The sequence below is a fragment of the Phenylobacterium sp. genome (assembly GCF_965229015.1).
GTDB lineage: Bacteria > Pseudomonadota > Alphaproteobacteria > Caulobacterales > Caulobacteraceae > Phenylobacterium.
Genome location: NZ_CBDDIM010000002.1, coordinates 13,139 through 33,884 on the forward strand (window position 1 = coordinate 13,139; position 20,746 = coordinate 33,884).

Consider the following 20,746-nt stretch of genomic DNA (forward strand, 5'->3'; position numbering starts at 1 on the left):
ACTAGCCGATAGGATAGGTCTAGAGGGCGCCGCTGTTAAGGTCGAGACGCATGACGACGGCGTCCACATAGACCCCGCCGCCGCGATCATAATAGCTCGGACGCCGGCCGGCGCGCACGAATCCCTGGGTTTCGTAGAGGGCGATGGCCCCGTCATTGTCCACCGCCACCTCCAGGAACATCGCCTGCGCCCCCGCCGCGCGGGCCGCGCCGGCGGCGGCGGTCACCAGGGCGCGGGCGACGCCGCGGCGCCGGGCCTGCGGATCCACCGCCAGGGTCAGGACCTCGGCCTCGCCGGCCAGGGCCCGGCAGAGGATCATGCCCAGGGGCGCCTCAGCCTCGACGATCAGGCCGAAGGCGCCGGGCCCGCTGGCCAGGTCGGCGATCTCCTCGGAGTCCCAGCCGGGGGTGAAGGCGCGGCGATGAACGGCCGACAGGGCCTCCAGGTCGGCTTGCTGGGCCGGGCGAAGGTTCATGCGGGCAGGTCGCGGCCGCCCGGCAGCTTGGCGTCGGGGGCGCGGAGATAGAGGGGGCGGGGGGGGACCGGGCTGCGGGCGGCGGCCAGGCGGCCCACGGCGACGGGATCGGCATGGTCGGCGGCGATCACCGTGGCGCCGGGCAGGGCCTGGGCCAGCAGGGCCGCGCCGGAGCCCACCAGGGTCACCGGTCCGGCCAGCTCCGCCAGGCGGGCGGCGGCGGTTCCCAGGGGCAGGGCGTCCGGCGCGCTGACCGCGACGCCGTCGGCGAAGGCCTGGAGGTAGACCTGGTCACGCTTGGCGTCGAGGACGGCCAGGACGCTTCCGCTCAGGGGTTCGGCCAGGGCCTCCAGCACGCCCACCCCCACCACCGGGATGGAGAGCGCCGCCCCCAGGCCCTTGGCGAAGGCTAGGCCGACCCGCAGGCCGGTGAAGGAGCCGGGGCCGACGGTGACGCCGACGCGGTCGAGCTGGTCGAAGGCGATCCCGGCTTCCGACATCACCTGCGCCGCCAGCGGCGCGAGCCGCTCCTGATGGCCCCGCGTCATGGGCTCGACCCGGCGCGCCAGGACATGCCCGCCGTCGAGGACGGCGGCGCAGCAGGCGCCCAGGCAGGTGTCGATGGCCAGCAGGATCAGAGGGTCTGCTCGACCCGGGTCACCTCGGGCACATAGTGCTTGAGCATGTTCTCGACCCCGGCCTTCAGCGTCGCCGAGGAGGAGGGGCAACCCGAGCAGGCGCCGCGCATGTGCAGCCAGACGACCCCGGTGTCGGGCTCGAAGCGGTTGAACAGGATGTCGCCGCCGTCCTGGGCCACGGCCGGACGGATGCGGGTGTCCAGCAGGTCCTTGATCTCGGCCACCACCTGGGCGGTGTCGGCGTCATAGACCGCGTCGTCGTCATGGCCGCCGCTCTCGGCGCTGGCCTCGGCGGCGAACAGGGGCTTGCCCGAGGCGAAGTGATCCATGATGGCGGCCAGGACCGGCGCCTTCAGATGGGCCCAGTCCTGGTCGGGGTGCTTGCCGACCGTGACGAAGTCGGGGCCGAAGAAGACCCGCTCCACGCCTTCGATGTCGAACAGGCCCTGAGCCAGGGGCGAGGCCTCCGCCTCCTTCGGGCCGCGGAAATCGCGCGAGCCCTCCGCCAGGACGGTCTGGCCGGGGAGGAACTTCAGGACCTCGGGGTTCGGCGTGGGTTCGGTCTGGATGAACATGGATCAGATGTGGCGCTAGAACAGGCAATACGCAAGGTTTGGCGAACCTGCGCGCCCGCGCGGACGTTGCAGACGCGACGAGCCGCCGCACCCTGTGCTCAGCCCGCGATTGAACGGCGTTGGGAAAGGGTGTATCGCGCCCGCCGCACACGGCATCCTGCCGACCAAGGGAACCGCCTTTTCGGTCCCGGAGACTTTGGATGGCTGATCCGGCCAGCGTCGCCGAGGCGACGGAGGATTCGCTGCACGCCCCCCACAAGGACAGCTTCCGCGCCCTGGCGCTGGGGGCCATCGGCGTGGTGTTCGGCGATATCGGCACCAGTCCGCTCTACGCGATGCGCGAGGCGCTGCATCACACCCGCCACTCGGTCTCCAACGAGATCGCGGTGCTGGGGGTGGTGTCCCTGGTGACCTGGGCCCTGATCCTCATCGTGACCATCAAATACGTGGTCTTCCTGATGCGGGCCGACAACAAGGGCGAGGGCGGGACGCTCGCCCTGATGGCCCTGGCCCAGCGCTCCCTGGGCCGCCGCTCGACGGCGGTCTTCTTCCTGGGCGTGGTGGGGGCGGCGCTGTTCTACGGCGACGGCATCATCACCCCGGCGGTCTCGGTGCTCTCGGCCATCGAGGGCCTGAAGGACGCGCCCGGCGTCGGACACAAGATGGCGCCCTTGGTGGTGCCCATCTCGGCGGCCATCCTGGTGGCCCTGTTCATGGTCCAGGCCAAGGGCACGGCCGGCATCGCCAAGTTCTTCGGCCCCATCACCGCCCTGTGGTTCCTGGTCCTGGCGGGCCTGGGCGTCTATCACATCATCGACGACCCCTCGATCATCCGCGCCCTGCTGCCGCACTACGGGCTGATCTTCCTGTGGGACAACGGCCTGCTGGGCTTCATCATCCTGGGCAGCGTCTTCCTGGCGGTGACCGGGGCCGAGGCCCTCTATGCCGACATGGGCCACTTCGGGAAGAAGCCGATCCAGGCCGCCTGGGTGATCCTGGTCCTGCCGGCCCTGCTGCTGAACTATCTGGGCCAGGGCGCCCTGGTGCTGGCCCATCCCGCCGCGCGGTCCAACCCGTTCTTCGAGATGATCCCGGAGGTCATCTACTGGCCGGTGCTGCTGCTGGCCACGGCGGCCACGGTCATCGCCTCCCAGGCGGTGATCACCGGCGCCTTCTCCATGACCCAGCAGGCGGTGCAGCTGGGCCTCTTCCCGCGCATCGACATCCGCCGGACCAGCGAGACCCAGGCCGGCCAGATCTTCGTGCCCCAGGTCAACACCATCCTGATGATCGGGGTGCTGGTCCTGCTGTTCACCTTCCGCAACTCGTCGAACCTGGCGGCGGCCTACGGCATCGCGGTGACCGGGGCGATGTTCGTCGACACCCTGCTGTTCTTCGTGATCATCAAGCACATGTGGCACAGGCCCACCTGGCAGGCCTGGGCGGCGGCCATCGGCTTCGGCGCCCTGGACGTCACCTTCATCTCCTCGAACCTGCTGAAGATCCCGCAGGGCGCCTGGCTGCCCCTGGTGCTGGGCCTGGCCCTGGTGGTGATCATGTGGACCTGGACCCGCGGCGCCCAGATCCTCACCGACAAGACCCGCCGCGACTCCGTGCCCCTGCTGGAGCTGTCGGAGATCCTCAAGGTCCGCGCCCCGCACCGGGCGCCCGGCACGGCGATCTTCCTGACCTCCGACCCGGACATGGCGCCCGTGGCCCTGATGCACAATCTCAAGCACAACAAGGTGCTGCACGAGAAGAACATCATCCTGACGGTCCACACCGCCGAGACCCCGCGGGTCAAGGAGGAGAACCGGGTGCAGATCGAGCCGATCAACGACGACTTCAAGAAGGTCACCATCAACTACGGCTTCATGGAGAGCCCGAACCTGCCCAAGGCGCTCGGCCTGTGCCGCAAGCTCGGCCTGAAGTTCGACATCATGGCCACCAGCTTCTTCCTCGGCCGCCGCTCGGTGGTGGCCTCGGCCCAGTCGGGCATGCCGCTCTGGCAGGACAAGCTGTTCATCTTCCTGATGCGCAACGCCGCCAACCCCACCGACTTCTACAAGATTCCCCCCGGCCGGGTGGTCGAGCTCGGAACCCAGGTGACCGTCTGATGCTGTTCTCCCTGGTGGGCGACGCCCTGTGGATCATCGCGCTCTCCATCATGGCCTCGGCCACCCGCATGGCCTGGGGCCGGATGACGCCGGAGACGAAGGTGCCGCTGCAGTTCGCCCTGAACGGCAAGCCCACCCTGCGGCTGAAGCGCAACCTGGCCCTGCTGCTGATCCCGACGGCGGCCTTCTTCCTTGGCCTGGCCCTGGTGGCCTTCAACCGCAACGCCGCCACCAGCGTGGAGCAGTCGGTGATCCTGTTCGGGGTGCGGGCCACCGCCGCGGCCCTGATCGCGGTGGGTCACCTGCGTTGGCTGAAGGCGGCCCTCGAGCTGCTGGAGAGCGAAGGCGCGCTCAAGTCTTGATACGCCGGGCCTTTGGCCCCTATACGCCCGCGACCTCCCTCTCTGCCGAAAGACCGCAACGCACATGTCCAAGCCCGCGATCAAGAAAGTCGTCCTGGCCTATTCCGGCGGGCTGGACACCTCGATCATCCTGAAGTGGCTGGAGACCGAGTACGGGGCGGAGGTGGTCACCTTCACCGCCGACCTCGGCCAGGGCGAGGAGTTGGGCCCGGCCCGCGACAAGGCCCTGCTGCTGGGGATCAAGCCCGAGAACATCTTCATCGAGGACCTGCGCGAGGAATTCGTCCGCGACTACGTCTTCCCGATGTTCCGCGCCAACACCGTCTATGAGGGCCAGTACCTGCTGGGCACCTCCATCGCCCGGCCGCTGATCGCCAAGAAGCAGATCGAGATCGCCCGCAAGGTGGGCGCCGACGCCGTCAGCCACGGCTCCACCGGCAAGGGCAACGACCAGGTCCGCTACGAGGTGGCCTATTACGCCCTGGAGCCGGACATCCACGTCATCGCGCCGTGGCGGGAATGGGACTTCAAGTCCCGCGAGGCCCTGATCGACTTCGCCGAGAAGCACCAGATCCCGATCTCCAAGGACAAGCGCGGCGAGGCGCCCTTCAGCGTCGACGCCAACCTGCTGCACTCCTCCTCCGAGGGTAAGGTGCTGGAGGACCCCGCCGTCGAGGCGCCGGAGTTCGTCCACATGCGCACCATCGCGCCGGAGGACGCGCCGGACAAACCCACGGTCTTCACCCTGGACTTCGAGCACGGCGATCCGGTGGCCATCGACGGGGTGGCCATGAGCCCGGCGACCCTGCTCACCAAGCTCAACGAGCTGGGTCACGACAACGGCGTCGGCCGCCTGGACCTGGTGGAGAACCGCTATGTCGGCATGAAGTCCCGCGGCGTCTACGAGACGCCGGGCGGGACCATCCTGCTGGCCGCCCACCGGGGCATCGAGTCCATCACGCTGGACCGCGGGTCCATGCACCTGAAGGACGAGCTGATGCCGAAATACGCCGAGCTCATCTACAACGGCTTCTGGTTCACCCCCGAGCGCGAGATGCTGCAGGCGGCCATAGACCACAGCCAGAAGATGGTCTCCGGCCAGGTGCGGGTGAAGCTCTACAAGGGCAATGTCACCATCATCGGCCGCACCAGCCCCTACTCCCTCTACGACCAGGACCTGGTCACCTTCGAGGAGGGGCAGGCGCCCTACGACCACAACGACGCCTCGGGCTTCATCAAGCTCAACGCCCTGCGCCTGCGAGTCGCCGCCAAGCGGGACAAGCGCATCAAGGGCTGAGGCCCTTTCCGAACGCCGGACAGCAAGACGCCCGCCCCCAGGTCCGGGGGCGGGCGTCTTTCGTTTCAGGATCTCACGGTGCCGGGCGCAGGACGCGGGGGCCGATATTGTCCATCACCGCGCGGGCGTCGAAGGCGTGGGCGTCGCCCTCGGGCTTGACGCCCTTGTGCATGACGATCTCGGCGGTGGCTTCGAAACGCTCCACCGTGCGGACGTCCATGCGGTCGGCCCAGAAGGGGTCGCCATAGAACGGGTCCCAAGAGCGCCAGCCGTAGCCCGCGCCGTAATAGCGCCAGGAGGGCCGCCAGAAGCCGTAACGCGGGCCATACCAGGGGCGGTAGAAGGGATCGGGCTCGACATAGGTCCGCGCGTCGCGGTCGGTCTGGCGATCCACCACGGTGAACCAGTCATAGCCCTGGTTCACGGTGAGCTCGGCGGCGCGATAGAGCAGGTAGCCCTCCACCGTCTCGCGGGAGGTGAGGCTGTTGCCCGAGAAGGTGACCCGGTAGCGGTCGGCCTCCAGGCGCACCTCGGAGAAGCCGCCCTTGACCTGCTGGCCGGGAATATTGGGCTGGTAGGGCGTGGCGGTGGCGCAGGCGCCAAGAGTCGCCAAGACGACAAAACTGGCGGCGAGGGCGGCGGAACGGCGTTTCATGACGAGGCACCAAGTGGATCGGGCGGATATTCCAGCCGAACACATGGGCTTTATTTTGGTTGCGGCCAAGGGCCGGATGTCAAACTTGAAACCGGAAAAAGTCGGCGCGCGCCTGCCTTGAATCAAGCGCGCGCCAGTCGAATCCTCGGGGGGGAGGAAAGCCGGACCCGGAGGCGGGGGACGCCGCCGGGCTAGGTGAGGTCAGACCGGGATCAGAATTCCTCCCAGTCCTGGGTCTTCTGCTGGGCCGCGCCGCCGCCGAAGTTGGCGCGGATCTTCTCGGCCATGCGCCGCGGCGGGGAGGCCGCGGGACGCGAATCCGCGCCGGCGATGCGCGGACGGTTCGGCGCGCGGGCGGCCTTGCGCGGCGGCGCATTCTCGGCGCCGGTGCGGAAGTCGCCCATCAGGCGGCGAAGCTCGCTGGCCTCGTCGTTCAGGGCGTGGGCGGCGGCGGTGGACTGCTCCACCATGGCCGCGTTCTGCTGGGTCACCTGGTCCATCTTGTTGACCGCGGCGTTGACCTCGTTGAGGCCGGTGGCCTGCTCCCTGGCCGAGGCGGCGATCTCGCCCACCAGGCCGTCGATCTCGTCCACCTGCGCCACCAGCATCTCAAGGGCCTGGCCGGTCTTGCCCACCAGCTGCACGCCGGACCCGACCTGGGTCGAGGAGGCGCTGATCAGGGCCTTGATCTCCTTGGCGGCTTCCGCCGAGCGCTGGGCGAGCGCCCGGACCTCGGAGGCGACGACGGCGAAGCCCTTGCCGGCCTCCCCGGCGCGGGCGGCCTCGACCCCGGCGTTGAGCGCCAGCAGGTTGGTCTGGAAGGCGATCTCGTCGATCACCCCGATGATCTGGCTGATCTGGGTGGAGGAGCGTTCGATCTCGCCCATGGCCAGGACGGCCTGGCGAACGATCTCGCCGCCGTCGGCCGCGCCCGTCTTGGCGGTCTGCACCACCTGGCGGGCGTGACCGGCCCCTTCGGCGGACTTCTTCACCGTGGCGGTGATCTCATCCAGGGCCGCGGCGGTCTCCTCCAGGGAGGCGGCCTGCTGCTCGGTGCGGCGCGACAGGTCGTCCGACGCGCCGGCGATCTCCTCGGCGCTGGAGCCGATCTGGGAGCTGGTGGCGACGATGACCTGCATCGCCTCCCGCAGCTTGTCGACCGCGGCGTTGAAGTCGGAACGCAGCGCCTCGTATTCCTCGGGGAAGGCCTGGTCGATGGAATGGGTCAGATCCCCCTGGGACAGCCGCGACAGGCCGTCGGCCAGGGTGCTGACCACGGCGGCCTGGGCGGCCTGGGCTTCGGCCCGTTCCTTTTCGGCCTGGGCGCGGGTGGCTTCCTCGCGCGCCGCCATCGTCTCCTGTTCCTCACGCATGGAGGCCAGGCGGAGCTGGTTGTCGCGGAAGACCCCCAGGGAGCCAACGATGGCCCCCAGTTCGTCGCCGCGGGCGATCTTGTCGAGGTCCTGGTTGTTGTCCCCGGCGGCCAGCTTCTCGGTGGCCCCAGCGATGCCCTGGATGGCGCGCTTGACCCCCAGGATGGTGCCAATGGAGATCCCGGCGACGGCCAGCAGGGTGATGAGCGCCCCGCCCATGGCGACTTGGCCGCTGAGGGTGGCCTGGGCCGCACTGGCCTTGGCATGCGCCTTGGCGGCCGCCTGGACCTTGGCGGTGGCGGCGTCCAGGGTCTGGGTCATGCGGTTGTACTGGACCTCGAAGGGTTCCACGAAGGCCGCGGCGGTGGCGAAGTCGATGCCCAGCATGGAGCCCACGACCTCGATCCCGCCGCGATAGTCGGTGAGATCCTTGATCAGGGAGTCGAAGGCCTTGCGCTCGTCGGCGGGCATCTTGCCCTTCACCTGGACCAGCTCGGCCTTGATGGCGTCGACGTCGGCCATCAGCTTCTGCAGCTGGGCGGTGGCGTCGGTTCCCGGCGTGGCGGCCGTGTGGGTCATCAGCAGGTAGAGTTCGCCGTGCACCGACGTGATGCGCTTGGAGATGCGCGCCAGGTCGAGACTGACGGCCATATCCTCGCTGACGATGCGATCGATGGCCTTGGTCTGCTGTTGCTGGCTCCACAGCGCCCCGCCAGCCACCAGGGCCAGCATGAGCACGGCGAAGGCCGGAGCGAACGCCATCTTCACGACGAGGGAGAGGTCGGCGAGGCGGAAGGTCTTCATCTCAATTCTCCAGAAGAAGCGTGACCCCGCGGCGGCGCCGCGGGGTCGGCTCTAGATCACCAGGCCTTGCTGAGGGTGAACTGCACCCGACGCTCGGCCTGCAGGCCGCTGGGGCCCTTGGCTTGCGACTGGCGCCCGTGCATCAGGTTCATGCCGTTCAGGCCCAGCTCGATGCCGTTCTCCAGCTTATAGGACACGCGGCCGGCGAGGGTGGTGTAGGCCGGCACGGCCTCCAGCAGGTTCCCGTTGTAGGAGGAGAACTTGCTGATTTGGTGAACATAACCGTCGATCGCCCACTTCTCGTCCGCCCAGCCGAGGGCCAGGTTGCTGCGATATTTCGGCGTGGTGGCTTCGAAGTCGACCTTCCGGAGGATCAGGGCGGCCGAGCTGATGGTCGGCTTGTCCTCGACCTTCGTGTAGGTGCTGTCGGCGCTCCAGTGGAAGCCCGTCCCGAACTTGCCGGAGGCGGCGATTTCCACGCCCTTCATCTCGGAGTCGCCGGTGTTGGCGTACTGATAGGCGTTCCAGGTGGTCGCCGTGGCCGGGATGTCGATGATCGCGGTGGAGAACTGACCCTTCACGCTTTCGGTCTTCTGCATGAAGACCTTCACGCTGGCCTTGGCCCGCAGCGGGGCGAGGTCGCGGTCATAGGTCAGCTGGTAGTTGGTGACGATGGCCGGATCCAGGAACGGATTGCCCTCGATCAGGAAGCCCACCGGAGCCGGGGTGGCGGGCGGGATGATCAGGCCGCCCAGCTCCAGCAGGGTCGGGGCCTGGACGCCGCGGGCGTAGGTGGCGCGCAGGCTGTCCTTGTCGGTGGCCTTGAAGACCGCGCCGAGATTGACGCTGGTTTCCTTGATGTCGCGGTCCCAGAGCGCGTTGTTGGTCTGGGGCACGCCGGCCGGGAAGGGCCCGGTGCGTTCCAGGGTCAGCTTGTCCAGGCGGGCGGCGGCGGTCAGGGAGAGCTTGGGATTGACCACCCAGTTCCACATCACCGAGGGGGCCAGGACCTTGTAGCTGATCTTGGCGCCCGAGTAGGAGGCGGTGTCGAGCTGGTTGTCGCGATATTCCAGGCCGACGCGGACGGTGTGGGCCGCGCCGATCTTGAACAGGTCCTCGATGCTGGCCACCGTGATGCCGTTCAGATAGCGGCGGCCAGGCGTCAGGGCGTCCAGATCGTTATGATAACCCTGGACCTGGATCAGGCCGAGCTTGGTGTCGGCGCTGAGCGTGGCCTTCAGGGAGTCCGTCTTGATGCGGTGCTGGGCATAGGCGAAGGTCGAGATGACCTGCGAGGCCTGACCGTTGGAATAGGAGCCTTCCACCCGTAGTTGGGCCTTGGGGCCCATCTCGACGACGGCGTCGACATTGGCATGCAGGGTCGAGGGATTGTGGATCATGGCGGCGGTGACGGCCGCGCTGTTGTCCTTCCACTCGTTCTGGTGCTCGCCGCCGGCCGAGAGCCGGACCGAGACCTTGTCGCCCAGGTGCATGGTCTGGACGACCGAGACGCCGGCGCTCTCGCCGGTGCCGACCCGGGCCTCGGCGACGTTGATGTCATCGAACTTCGGATTGAAGGTGATGATGTTGACCACGCCGGAGACGGCGTTGAACCCGAAGATGGCGCTGTTGGGTCCGCGGACCACCTCGATCTGGCGGATCTCGCCCAGGGAGATCGGCAGGGCGGTCCAGTCGGTGTAGCCGAAGTGGTCCAGATAGACCTGACGGCCGTTGATCAGCACCAGCAGGCGCGGCGAGCGGGCCTGGTTGTAGCCGCGGATGCCGACGTCGGACTGGCCGGCGGCGAAGTTGAGCACGTCCACGCCGGCGACGCGGCTGAGGATGGTGGGCAGGTCGCTGGCGCCCGAGCGCTTGATGTCGGCGGCCGAGATGATGGTCATGTCGACCGGCACCTCGGTGGAGCGCTGCGGCGAACCGGTGGCCGAGGTGGTCACGGGCTCGTTGAACAGCTGCTCGAGGGAGCCGTAGTCGATGGACTGGGCGTGGGCCGCGGAGGCGGCGAGCGCGAGGCTCGCGGCGGCGCCGGCCAGGAGGATTTGCTTTTTCATGAAATGGCTTTCTCTGGCTGTTCTGCTCAGATCTCGTGGATCATCATGCGGAAGGCGGCCTTGAAGGTGGCGCCCACGGCGGCGGCGGCCGCGCGGTTGACGGTGATGTCGACCTTGGGTTCGGTGGCGACGCCCATGACGCAGGCGCCGGACTTCACGCAGGCCGGGTCCGAACCGATGGTGATCAGCTTCTTGGCCTTGGCGGCCCCGCCGACCGCGCCGTAGTTGACGCCCTCGGTGACGTAGAGGGCCGCGACGCCGCTGGCGCCGCCCACCGCGGAGGCCTCGATCGGTTTGCCGGTCAGGGTGACGGCGCCAGCCGCATAGCCCGCGCCGAGCGCGGCCATGATGGCGTTCTTCTCGGCCACCGAGCCCGGCTTGGAAGGATCGAAGACCACCCCCAGAACCGCCTTGCCGGCGGGTCCGCCCTCCAGGAAGGTCAGGGCCCGGGCGGCCACGGCCAGGTCCTTGGCCGGATCGGCGTGGCCGACGGCGGGCGCCGCCAGGACGAGGGCCATGGCCCCCGCCGACAGCAGTTTCTTCGTTGAGATCGACATGTAACCCCTCTGGTCGTCGCCCCGCGCCGTTCTGGCGGAGGTCTCTGGTAAGGAATGGAATCCCGCGCCTTGCGGCGGATGGTTCGGTGGGCGCGTCGGGCCTCGGGCCGCGCGGGCGGCCGCCGGGGTCCGATGCTCGTGGCGTCCGCCGGTGAGCAAGCCGATGCGGCCGGGCTCGCGGCCCGCCTCGGACGCGCCTCGCTCGGCCGCCGTCGGCCCGCTGACGCCGATCGCGGGCGTCACCAGGGGGAGGGCCATGGCCCCCGCCGTCGGCTGCTTCATGTGGTGTCGCGACATCGTCGTTCCCTCACCCGGTGCGGGCTAAGTGAGGGCGCTTTTGAACCGCTCAATGGTAAATAGAAGTTAATCGCCGCAGTGCGGTTGCTGGATTTTCGCGCACGAAATACAGTGATGTCGCGCACTGAACGGCCATACTTATGTAATCAGATCGTATATTGTCTTGGTAATACCCAGAGTCGGTTGCATTATTATTTAAGTTCGGCTTCGAAAACCGGGGGCGTCGCAGGCATCAACATCGCATCGACCGGTCGCCGATGCTCTCGAAGGTCGGCCTACGCTTGGCCCTACCGCGGTAGGGCCGGGTCCCGAGACTGGCGAAGAAGCTTAACCTTACTGGGTTGGAACCTATTGTCGCACCCCCGGGCCGGGCGCTTTGTCGCACCCATTAAGGCTCTGAATTCACGACACTATACCCGATTTGGGGATGGGGGAGGACCGCCCCGGGTAGTCCTGGCCCCCCGCGGGGTGGGGCCGGTCTAGCGGCGGAGGGCCATCAGGGCCGCGGCGCTGATCAGCAGGATCCCCACGACGACCTGGAACCCCCGGCGGAACCGCGGCTCGGTCATCCGCCGCGCGAGCGCCGCGCCCCCCAGGCCGTAGGCGCTCATGGCGATCACGTCGAAGGCGATGGTGCCGCAGGCGAAGCTGGCCAATTGCAGCGGCAGGGGCCGGTGCGGATCGAGGAACGGCGGCAGGACGGCGGTGAAGAACAGGATCGCCTTGGGGTTGGAGATCTGCACCGCGAAGCCGTCCCGGAAGGCGTGGCGGCCGGGACGGAGGACGGCGGGCTTCAGCTCGCCCAGGGTGGGGATGCGGGCCGCCAGCAGGCTCTTGAGCCCCAGCCAGGCGACATAGGCCGCTCCGGCGTAGGCGATCAGGTGGAAGACCTGCGGAAAGGCCAGGACCGCCGCGCCGAGGCCCAGCGCCGCCACGGCGAACCAGACGAGGGTGGCGCTGTTCATGCCGGCCACGGCGGTGAGCGCCGCCCGGCGCCCCCGCTCGGCCCCGATGGCGATGGCGAAGACGTTGGCCGGGCCGGGCGTCACGGCCATCACCGCCATCACCCCGAGGAAGGTGGCGTAGCGGGTCGGATCGACGGGAAGGGCGGTCATGAGCAAGGTCGCGGGGGCTGAATCGGGGTCACGCCCCAGCTAGCCCGTCCGCCGCCTCCGCGATAGGTCATGCGGCCCCGCGGTCCCCTGTGGGGTTTCAGCGCACAGCAAAAAGGCTCCAGGGCGGGGGCGCCCTGGAGCCTCTGGAACGCGGCGGACCGCGTCCGGCCTGGAGGTGTCGGCCGCCGGGGAGGGCGGCGGCCGTCAGGTCACCAGGTCTTGCTGACCGTGAACAGGACGCGTCGCTCGGCGCCGAGACCGCTGGTCTGGTTCTGACGCTCGTGCAGCAGGTTCTGGCCGGCGAGGGCCAGGGTGATCCCGGTCTCGGTCCTGTAGCCCACCCGCGCCGAGAGACTGGCGAAGGCGTTCACCGGGGTGAGCTTGGTCGTGACGACATCGTAGAACTGATAGTCGCCGACATAGTGCAGGTTGGCGTCAGCCTCCCAGGGGCCCTTGACGTAGTCGACGCCGACATTGCCTCGGCCCTTGGGGGTGGTCTCTTGGAAGGCGACGCCCCGGGCGAAGGTGTTGACGCCGGCGAACGGCGCGTCCTTCACGTCGGTCATGGTGTAGTCGGCGCGCCAGCCCAGCTCGGGGGTGATCTTCCCGGACGCCGTGATTTCGGCGCCTTTCAACTTGGAATTCAGGCCGTTGATCTGGGTGAAGCCGCCATTGGTCGTGAGGGTGGGGTAGAAGTCCAAGGCGGCGGTGCTGATACCGGTCTTGATGTCCTTCCAGTCCTGGCTGAACAGACGCACACCGAGCCTGGCCTTGATCGGCGCGAAGTCGTGGTCGTAGGCCAGCTCGTAGTTGGTGACGATCGAGGGTTTCAGCTTCGGATTGCCGACGATGTCCAGGGTCATGGGCCCAGCGGCGAGCGGCAGTTCAAGTCCGCCGAGCTCGATCAGGCTGGGGGCCTGAACCCCGCGGCCGTAGGACAGCCGGAAGGTGTCCGCGTCGGTCGGCCGCCAGGCCACCGTCGCATTGGCGCTGGTCTTGGTGATATCGCGGTCCCAGAGCCTGTTGTCGCCGTTCGGCGCGCGGGGCAGGAAGGGCCCGGTGCGCTCCAGGGACATCCGGTCGACGCGGAGGGCGGTGGTGGTGGTCAGCTTGTCGTTGACCTCCCAGTTCCACATGCCCGACAGCGCCGCAACGTCGTAGCTGACGTCCGACGTATTGGCCGGCGCGATATTCAGGGTGTTGTGCCGATATTCGCCGCCCAACCGGAAGGTATGGGCCGTACCAACCTTGAACAGGTCCTGCAGGCTGGCCACCGTGATGGTGTTTTTCCAGTAGATGCCGCCAGCGATGCTGTACTTCGCCGTGAGTTGGTTCTGATAGACCTGGGCCTGAATGGTGCCAAGCCTGGTGTCCGAGGTCAGGGTGGCCTTCTCGGAATTGGTGATCATCTTGAGAACGGTATAGGAGGATCCGGCGGCCCGGCTGTCCTCCTGAATGTTGGACCAGGAGCCCTCCATCCGCAGTTCGGTCTTCTCGGCCAGCTGGGCGACGACGTCCAGATTGGCCGAGGCCGCCTGGGGATCATGCAGCTCGTCCGCGGTCGGCAGGACAGCCTTGGCCGCCCACTCGTCCTGGCGGCTGCCGCCGACGGAGAGGCGGGCCGACAGGGCCTGGCCCAGCTTGAAGGTGCTCACCAGCGAACCGCTGGTGGAGCCGTGGGTCCCGGCGCGCACGGTCACCACGTCGGTGTCGTCGAACTTCGGGTTGTAGGTGATGATGTTGACCACGCCGGAGACGGCGTTGAAGCCGAACAGGGCGCTGTTGGGGCCCTTCACGACCTCGATCTGGCGGATCTCGTCGAGCTGGACCGGGATGGTGGCCCAGATCGTCACGCCGTAGTGGTCCAGATAGACCTGACGGCCGTTGACCAGCACCAGCAGGCGCGGCGAGCTGACCTGGTCATAGCCGCGGACATTGACGTCCGACTGGCCGGCCGAATGGTTCAGCACGTCGATGCCGGCCACCCGCTGGAGGATGCCGGGCAGGCTCGTTTCGCCGGAGCGGCGGATCTCGTCGGCCGAGATGATCTGCATGTCGGCGGGCGCTTCGGTGGAGCGCTGCGGCGAGCCGGTGGCCGAGGTGGTGACGGCTTCGCCGAACAGCTCCTGCAGAGAGCCGTAGTCGATGGACTGGGCCTGGGCGTTGGAGGCGGCGAGCGCCAGGCCGGCGGCGGCGCCGGCGAGAAGGAATTGCTTTTTCATGGGGTGTTCTTTCCGAGCCTTCAGGCTCAGACCTCCTTGATCATCATGCGGAAGGCGGCCTTGAAGGTGGCGCCCACGGCGGCGGCGGCCGCGCGGTTGACGGTGATGTCGACCTTGGGGTCGGTGGAGACGCCCATCACGCAGGCGCCGGACATCACGCAGGCCGGGTCCGAGCCGATGGTGATCATCTTCTTGGCCTTGGCCGCGGAGCCCACGGCCCCATAGCTGACGCCCTCGGTGACGTAGAGCGCCGCGACGCCGCTGGCGCCGCCCACCGCGGAGGCCTCGATCGGCTTGCCGGTCAGGGTGACGGCGCCGGCCGCATAGCCCGCGCCGAGCGCGGCCATGATGGCGTTCTTCTCGGCCACCGAGCCCGGCTTGGAAGGATCGAAGACCACCCCCAGCACGGCGCGGCCCGTGGGACCGTTCTCCAGGAAGGTCAGGGCCCGGGCGGCGACCGCCAGGTCCTTGGCCGGGTCGGCGTGGCCGACCATCGGCGCCGCCAGCATGAGCGTCATCGCTCCTGCGGCCAGCAGTGTCTTGTGGTGTCGTGACATCGTTTTCCCCTCGCCCGTTTGGGCTGAACGGGGCGAGGGATAGCAAAACCCGGTAAAACACCTAATGACCGACGGGGCGAGTCCTAGTCATGGCGCCGGGATCATGATGTCAGATCAACAGCAATTCCAACAAACTGGACGGCCTGCGAGCCACTTATACTGGCGCTACTTTTGCATTTCCAAGATCGACCGGTTGAACAACTCAGGAGAGATGGCGGGTCAAAGCCGCATGTCTCCTCGTCTTATCGCGGAGACGCCCATCTCGTCTGAAGCGGCCACTGGCCCTACCGCGGTAGGGCCGACCCTCGAAACTGCGGTCGCGCGTTAGCTCTATTCTTACGGGCAGATGGTCGCAACCGTGAGCTTGGGACGTTTTGTCGCGATAAATATCCCATTGAAAACAACACGTTATACCCGTTTTGGGTATGATCCGGTTGGCAAGATAGACGAGCGGCGACTGATTCGGGGGGCCGCCGCCGCCGCCGCCGCCCGGGGAGCGGAGGCCACCCGGAGGCCTTCAGAAAACTTGCACAGGACCCGAGTTAATCCCCAATGCTCGGGTGGGGAATTTCCGCCACATAGGCCGCGCACAAAGGGGCGACCTCATGGGTTCCGAATTCTGGCTGTTCGTCGCGGTGGGCTTCGCCGCCCAGCTCGTCGATGGCGCGCTCGGCATGGCCTATGGGGTGATCTGCTCCACCGTGCTGCTGGCGCTCGGGGTCAGCCCCGCCAACGCCTCGGCCAGCGTGCACGCCGCCAAGATGTTCACCGGCGCGGCCTCGGCCATCAGCCACATCTATCACCGCAACATCGGCTGGCGACTGCTGCTGCTCCTGTCGGCGGGCGGCGTGCTGGGCGGGGTGGCCGGAACCTACCTGCTCACCTCCATCGATGGGGCGGTGATCAAGCCCTATGTGGTGGGCTGGCTGGGGCTGATGGGCCTGGTGATCCTCTATCGCGCCTGGCGGCAGGCCCGCCCCAAGCTGTTCTCCTGGCGCCTGCCCTTCCCGCTCGGCCTCACCGGCGGCTTCTTCGACGCCGTGGGCGGCGGCGGCTGGGGGCCGGTGGTCACCTCCACCCTGATGGGCGGCGGCGCCGACCCCCGCCAGGCGATCGGCACCACCAACGCCGCGGAGTTCTTCATGTCGGTGGCGGTCTCGGCGGCCTTCGTCACCGCCCTCGTCACCGGCCACTGGGAGACGACGGGCCTGACCGACCACCTGTGGTCGGTGGTCGGCCTGATCGCCGGCGGGGTGGTGGCCGCCCCCGTCGCCGGCTGGGCCACCAAGGTCCTGCCCCTGCGGGCCCTGACCTGGCTGGTGGGGGCCCTGGTGACCGGCCTGTCGCTCTGGCAGGCCTGGGTGCTGTTCGCCTAGACCGTCCCGGTCTGCAGCATGGCCCAGATGACCCGGCCGAGCGCGCCGAACAGCAGGATCGCGGCGGCCAGGGCCTGGATCAGGAAGCCCGCTTCCCGCTTGCCGGGATCGGCCACATAGCCCAGCGCATAGACGATGCGCCCGATAATCCAGACCACACCCACGGCCGCGGCGATGCGGTCGTCCCAGTAGATGGCGAACAACCACAGGCCGGCCAGGAAGACCGGCAGCCATTCCAGGGTGTTGTAGTGGACCCGGATATTGCGCTCCAGGTGAGCGTCGCCGTGCATGGCGGGCGCGGCGATGCCGGAAACTTGACGGGCCTTGCCCACCCGCAACCCCATCCAGACATAGACGAGCAGGGCCGCGATGGTGACGATGGCGACTTCGTAGTGCGGTTGCATGATTTCCCCCGAAATTCCTCCGGCCCAGGTTGTGGCCGGTTCGCGTCAAGGTGACACGCGTCGGTCCCCGCGGGAACCATCCCCCAGGCTCGTGGTGTTTTAGTCCGTCGACGGAGACTTTGGAGGTCCCGATGCAGATCCAATCCGCCGCTATCAGCGACATCCGCTACGACGAGAATCGCTCAAAGCTGTTCGTCCGGTTCCACGACGGAGACGAGTACGTCTATGTCGGGGTGCCCGGCGAGGTGCACCGCAGCTTCATCGACGCCGATTCCAAGGGCCAGTTCTTCGCCTACGAGATCCGCGACCAGTATCCCTACAACAAGATCGAGGCCTGACCGGGCTCGTCGGCGAGCATCTGGCGCAGGCGGTCGCGCTGGATCTTGCCCATGGCGTTGCGCGGCGTCTGCGCGACCCGCAGCAGCCGCGCCGGCCGCCCCAGCGCGCCTTCGATCACCCGGCGGAGGGAAGCCAGGTCGAGGCCCTCGGCGGCCACATAGGCCACGTGGGGGGCGTCCAGGCCATCGGCGTCCGGCGCCAGGAAGACCGCGGCGTCGCAGACCCCCTCCACGGCCAGGACCAGGGCCTCCAGCCGCGAGGCGAGGAACTTCGCCCCGCCGACGTTCATCAGGTCGTTGGTCCGTCCCACCACCCGCAGCAGGCCGCGGTCGTCGATCACCCCCAGGTCGCCCGGCCAGAACCAGCCGTCGCGGAACATCTGCGCTGTGGCCGCGGGATCGTCCATGTAGCCCTCCACCAGGCCAGACCCGCCGATGCGGATTTCCCCCACCTGGCCCGGCGGCAGGACCTCGCCCTCCGGACCCAGGATCTGAACCTCCGCCCAGGGACAGACGAACCCCGCGGCGTCCTCCGCGCCGGCCATGTCCGCCAGCCGGCCGAGCGCCGTGGCCCCCGCCTCGGTGGACCCGTAATTGACCACGATGTTTCCGCTCAGCCGGGCCCGGGTCTCCTCGGCCAGGGCCTTGGAGATCGAGCCGCCGATGACGCCGACGATCAGGTCGGGGCGGGGCGTGGCGTCGCCGGGCAGGGCTCGCAGCAGGGTCTGGAGATGGTGCGGGGCCAGGCGGATCAGGTTGATCTCCAGGGCGTCCAGGGCCGGGGCCCAGCCCATCGCGGGATCGGGGTGGCACATGGTTCCCCCCTGGGCCCAGCACAGCAGGCTGGTCTTCAGGCCGCCGATGGAGCCGGCGCCCACCGTGGCGGCCGCCCGCAGCCGCGGCCGGACATAGAACTGGTTGAACAGCAGGGCGCCGGTCTGGACATCGATCACCTCGCGGGTCAGCAGGATCTTCTTCGGCGAGCCGGTGGTGCCCGAGGTGACGATGATGCGGCAGGGATCATCCTTGCCGCGCGGACGCCGCCGCGCCGAGCTGGGCGCATGGGCCCACAGGGCGTCGATCCAGGCCTGGTCGATCCGATGGGTGGGAACCAGGGGCGGGCCAGCGGGCGGGGCGCTGGCGAACAGCACCTGGGGCTTCAGCAGGGCCATGTCGCGGGGGATGTCCTCCGCCGTGGCGCTGCAGGCGCTCACCAGGCCGCTCTGCTCCAGGGCGAAGGTCAGCACCCAGTGCAGGTAGGGATGGGGCGTGCAGACCAGGGCGCGGGCGTCCAGGGGCAGGTCCAGGGTCGCCAGCCAGGCCGCGCAGCGCCCGATGTCGGCGGCCATGCGGGCGAAGGTGAAGCTGTCCTGGCCGTGGACCAGGGCCACGGCGTCGGGCTGCTGCCCGGCCTGATAGGCGATAAGCTGTTCGAACATACAGGGCTCAACGCGCGGCGGCGCAAGGCGGATAGAAAACGCCCGCGTCCTTGCGGAGGCGGGCGTCGGGTCGTCTCGAGGCTGTGAGGCTTGGCCCCTACTTCCGCTTCTGCTTGCGGGCGGCGTAGCGCAGGTCGCGGGCTTCTTTCTGCTTGGCGCGCAGATCGAGGTCGCGGGCTTCCTGGGTGATGGCTTCGTCCTCCAGGCGCAGGCGCTCGGCCTCGGCGGCGGCGGCGCGCTTGGTCTCGCGCTCGGCGTTGCGGGCGGCGCGGACGGCCTCCAGCTCGGCGGCGGCGGCGGCCTTGCGGGCCTCGATATTCGGATCGATGACGGTGGGCTTGGGCTTGAAGCGTTCCAGCAGGGCCTTCTTGGCCGCGGCCGAGGTGGCCTGGCGGTCGGCGTGCTTCATGCCTTTGGGTTCGAACATGCGGTCTTAAAGTTCCATATCAGGGCCCGGTTCCGGTTCGCCGTCCCTTCCCCCGGATGGGGAGGTACGCCGGGCCTGCGGGTCGATCGAATTTCTGGAGCGGGCGAAGAGATTCGAACTCTCGACCCCAACCTTGGCAAGGTTGTGCTCTACCACTGAGCTACGCCCGCACTCCGTGAAACCGATCCCTGTCAGGAATGGCCCCGAAATTCGAGAGCGGGCTTATGGCAGAGGGTCCGGGGCTTGGCAAGCGGGGCTGGCCTCTATTGGCGTCTTTCTCACCCCATGAAGCGCGGCGCCTTGAGCCGGCGCTTGTTCACGTGGTCCTTGGGAGCCTCGTTTTCGATCTCCGGCGGGAACTCGCCCTTGAAGTAATAGCGCTGCCAGGCGGCCTTGGTGGCCTCCGGATCGAGCTGGAAGATCTTCTTGTTGAACTCCGCCCGGTGCTTCTCCCAGACGTCGTACTGGTCGCGCAGTTCGGGATTGCGGGACATCGACTTGATCACCGGCTGGACCTCCGCGATCACCTTGTCCTGGGTCAGGGTGATGAAGCAGAAGGGCTCGCCCTTCTCGAACCGCACCACGCCGGGGCGGGTGAAGATCCAGTTCATCGTGAAGGGGAAGGGCAGCCAGTCGGTCTCCACCAGGCCCGCCAAGGGCTGGATGCCGTCCTTGACGTGGTTGGGAGGTCCCTGGGCGATCATCGACCAGCCGGGCGGGGTGCGGAACAGGTAGCCGGGGTGGAAGGTCACCACGCCGTGGCTGAAGTGGCTCTTGGCGAAGTTGTGGAAGTCCGGGTGCGGGTGGTCGGTCTTGAGCTTGATGTCCTCCTGCCGGGCCCCGCCGTTCCATTCGGCGGTGAAGGCCATGGGGCAGAGGATCTCCCACCCGGTGGTGTTGGCCATGGCCAGGGGCAGGCACCGGTAGGGATGGCGCTCGGCGAAGTGGTCCATCCAGGCCCGCTGCGGGCGGCCCGGCACGATTTCCGGCGGGCGTTCGGCGGTGGGGTAGCACTCAAGTTCCATGGCGGGCTCTCGACGCAAGTGACCAGTCTCTGGTCTAGCCAGCCTGTCGCGCCCGCGTCCAGTTCGGTATCAAGCCGAATGCTGACTCGCCCCGACCTGATCGCCTTCTTCGACGCCCACGGGATCGACCACGCCACCACCGAGCACGAGGCGGTGTTCCGGGTGGGGGAGGGCGAGGACATCAAGCACGGCATCGCCGGCGCCCACAGCAAGAACCTGTTCCTGAAGGACGCCAAGGGCCGCCTGTGGCTGATCTCGGCCCAGGACACCACGGTGATCGACCTCAAGCGCCTGCACCCGGTGATCGGCTCGGCCCGGCTCTCCTTCGGCAGCGCCGAGCTGATGGCGGAGACCCTGGGGGTGACCCCGGGCTCGGTGACCGCCTTCGCCATGATCAACGACACCGGCCGCCGGGTGACCTTCGTCCTGGACCGGGCGCTGGCCGAGGCGGAACGGGTAAATTTTCACCCTCTCACCAACACCGCCACCACCACGGTGAGCCAGGCGGGGCTGCGGCGGTTCTTCGAGGCCCTGGGTATCGCGCCCTTGGTGGTGGATTTCACGGCCATGGCTGTGGTCGAGGATGGTTTCGTCCGTTGAAGCGCGGGCCGCTTGGGACCATTT

Annotated in this window: 20 protein-coding genes and 1 tRNA gene; 6 read left to right on the forward strand and 15 right to left on the reverse strand. The window is 68.2% G+C overall.

The features are described from left to right. Nucleotides 1–19: 19 nt before the first annotated feature. The 3 genes from ACO06I_RS16245 to ACO06I_RS16255 are packed head-to-tail and all read right to left on the reverse strand — an operon-like array spanning nucleotide 20 to nucleotide 1,688. Nucleotides 20–475 carry a GNAT family N-acetyltransferase gene (locus ACO06I_RS16245; protein WP_421933661.1) on the reverse strand — a complete coding sequence of 152 codons (456 nt, stop codon included), beginning with the start codon at nucleotides 473–475 and terminating at the stop codon, nucleotides 20–22. After that, on the reverse strand, nucleotides 472–1,110 hold the full coding sequence (tsaB, locus tag ACO06I_RS16250) for a tRNA (adenosine(37)-N6)-threonylcarbamoyltransferase complex dimerization subunit type 1 TsaB (protein ID WP_421935097.1): 639 nt from the start codon (nucleotides 1,108–1,110) through the stop codon (nucleotides 472–474). Before tsaB ends, ACO06I_RS16245 begins: the two co-directional genes overlap by 4 nt. Then, nucleotides 1,110–1,688, reverse strand: a complete 579-nt coding sequence (locus ACO06I_RS16255) for a NifU family protein (protein WP_421933662.1) — start codon at nucleotides 1,686–1,688, stop codon at nucleotides 1,110–1,112. The genes tsaB and ACO06I_RS16255 overlap by 1 nt, the downstream gene beginning before the upstream one ends. 200 nt (nucleotides 1,689–1,888) lie before the next feature. Here ACO06I_RS16255 and ACO06I_RS16260 point away from each other — a divergent pair, with 200 nt between their 5' ends. The 3 genes from ACO06I_RS16260 (at nucleotide 1,889) to ACO06I_RS16270 (ending at nucleotide 5,464) form a co-directional block, all read left to right on the forward strand. After that, a complete protein-coding gene (locus ACO06I_RS16260) occupies nucleotides 1,889–3,805 on the forward strand; it encodes a potassium transporter Kup (protein WP_421933663.1) in 1,917 nt (638 codons plus the stop codon). After that, nucleotides 3,805–4,167 (forward strand): hypothetical protein, encoded by a 363-nt coding sequence (locus ACO06I_RS16265; RefSeq protein ID WP_421933664.1) that lies wholly within the window; start codon nucleotides 3,805–3,807, stop codon nucleotides 4,165–4,167. Before ACO06I_RS16260 ends, ACO06I_RS16265 begins: the two co-directional genes overlap by 1 nt. 64 nt (nucleotides 4,168–4,231) lie before the next feature. Beyond that, nucleotides 4,232–5,464 (forward strand): argininosuccinate synthase, encoded by a 1,233-nt coding sequence (locus ACO06I_RS16270; RefSeq protein ID WP_421933665.1) that lies wholly within the window; start codon nucleotides 4,232–4,234, stop codon nucleotides 5,462–5,464. Nucleotides 5,465–5,537: 73 nt separating this feature from the next. Here ACO06I_RS16270 and ACO06I_RS16275 read toward each other — a convergent pair whose 3' ends face one another. From ACO06I_RS16275 to ACO06I_RS16305, 7 genes are all read right to left on the reverse strand, one after another. Further along, nucleotides 5,538–6,119 carry a CC0125/CC1285 family lipoprotein gene (locus tag ACO06I_RS16275; protein ID WP_421933666.1) on the reverse strand — a complete coding sequence of 194 codons (582 nt, stop codon included), beginning with the start codon at nucleotides 6,117–6,119 and terminating at the stop codon, nucleotides 5,538–5,540. Between the two features lie 212 nt (nucleotides 6,120–6,331). Then, entirely contained in the window at nucleotides 6,332–8,296 is a 1,965-nt protein-coding gene (locus ACO06I_RS16280) for a HAMP domain-containing methyl-accepting chemotaxis protein (protein ID WP_421933667.1), read from the reverse strand. 56 nt (nucleotides 8,297–8,352) lie between these two features. Continuing rightward, nucleotides 8,353–10,365, reverse strand: coding sequence for a TonB-dependent receptor plug domain-containing protein (locus tag ACO06I_RS16285; protein ID WP_421933668.1), 2,013 nt, complete (start codon nucleotides 10,363–10,365; stop codon nucleotides 8,353–8,355). Between the two features lie 26 nt (nucleotides 10,366–10,391). After that, nucleotides 10,392–11,219 (reverse strand): hypothetical protein, encoded by an 828-nt coding sequence (locus ACO06I_RS16290; protein WP_421933669.1) that lies wholly within the window; start codon nucleotides 11,217–11,219, stop codon nucleotides 10,392–10,394. Nucleotides 11,220–11,698: 479 nt separating this feature from the next. Further along, the gene (locus ACO06I_RS16295; protein ID WP_421933670.1) at nucleotides 11,699–12,334 is read right to left on the reverse strand and encodes a LysE family translocator; all 636 of its coding nucleotides are present in this window, start codon (nucleotides 12,332–12,334) and stop codon (nucleotides 11,699–11,701) included. 209 nt (nucleotides 12,335–12,543) lie between these two features. Further along, entirely contained in the window at nucleotides 12,544–14,556 is a 2,013-nt protein-coding gene (locus tag ACO06I_RS16300; protein ID WP_421933671.1) for a TonB-dependent receptor plug domain-containing protein, read from the reverse strand. A 26-nt stretch (nucleotides 14,557–14,582) separates the two neighbouring features. Then, nucleotides 14,583–15,113, reverse strand: a complete 531-nt coding sequence (locus ACO06I_RS16305) for a hypothetical protein (protein ID WP_421933672.1) — start codon at nucleotides 15,111–15,113, stop codon at nucleotides 14,583–14,585. Nucleotides 15,114–15,718: 605 nt separating this feature from the next. Here ACO06I_RS16305 and ACO06I_RS16310 point away from each other — a divergent pair. After that, nucleotides 15,719–16,489, forward strand: a complete 771-nt coding sequence (locus ACO06I_RS16310) for a sulfite exporter TauE/SafE family protein (protein ID WP_421933673.1) — start codon at nucleotides 15,719–15,721, stop codon at nucleotides 16,487–16,489. Here the strand turns inward: ACO06I_RS16310 and ACO06I_RS16315 are convergent. Then, complete coding sequence (locus ACO06I_RS16315) at nucleotides 16,486–16,893, reverse strand: MAPEG family protein (protein WP_421933674.1); 408 nt, start codon at nucleotides 16,891–16,893, stop codon at nucleotides 16,486–16,488. The two genes, ACO06I_RS16310 and ACO06I_RS16315, sit on opposite strands and share 4 nt — an antisense overlap. A gap of 131 nt (nucleotides 16,894–17,024) precedes the next feature. Here ACO06I_RS16315 and ACO06I_RS16320 point away from each other — a divergent pair, with 131 nt between their 5' ends. Continuing rightward, nucleotides 17,025–17,231 carry a KTSC domain-containing protein gene (locus ACO06I_RS16320; protein ID WP_421933675.1) on the forward strand — a complete coding sequence of 69 codons (207 nt, stop codon included), beginning with the start codon at nucleotides 17,025–17,027 and terminating at the stop codon, nucleotides 17,229–17,231. On the opposite strand, the gene ACO06I_RS16325 is transcribed toward ACO06I_RS16320, so the two are convergent. From ACO06I_RS16325 to ACO06I_RS16340, 4 genes are all read right to left on the reverse strand, one after another. Then, on the reverse strand, nucleotides 17,210–18,670 hold the full coding sequence (locus tag ACO06I_RS16325) for a class I adenylate-forming enzyme family protein (RefSeq protein WP_421933676.1): 1,461 nt from the start codon (nucleotides 18,668–18,670) through the stop codon (nucleotides 17,210–17,212). The two genes, ACO06I_RS16320 and ACO06I_RS16325, sit on opposite strands and share 22 nt — an antisense overlap. Nucleotides 18,671–18,767: 97 nt before the next feature. Beyond that, on the reverse strand, nucleotides 18,768–19,097 hold the full coding sequence (locus ACO06I_RS16330) for a DUF6481 family protein (protein ID WP_421933677.1): 330 nt from the start codon (nucleotides 19,095–19,097) through the stop codon (nucleotides 18,768–18,770). Nucleotides 19,098–19,192: 95 nt separating this feature from the next. Further along, nucleotides 19,193–19,267 (reverse strand) — tRNA-Gly (locus ACO06I_RS16335). A 108-nt stretch (nucleotides 19,268–19,375) separates the two neighbouring features. Beyond that, nucleotides 19,376–20,122 (reverse strand): DUF6065 family protein, encoded by a 747-nt coding sequence (locus ACO06I_RS16340; protein WP_421933678.1) that lies wholly within the window; start codon nucleotides 20,120–20,122, stop codon nucleotides 19,376–19,378. Between the two features lie 78 nt (nucleotides 20,123–20,200). Between ACO06I_RS16340 and ACO06I_RS16345 the strand changes: the two genes are divergently transcribed. Further along, complete coding sequence (locus ACO06I_RS16345) at nucleotides 20,201–20,722, forward strand: prolyl-tRNA synthetase associated domain-containing protein (protein WP_421933679.1); 522 nt, start codon at nucleotides 20,201–20,203, stop codon at nucleotides 20,720–20,722. Nucleotides 20,723–20,746: the final 24 nt, after the last annotated feature.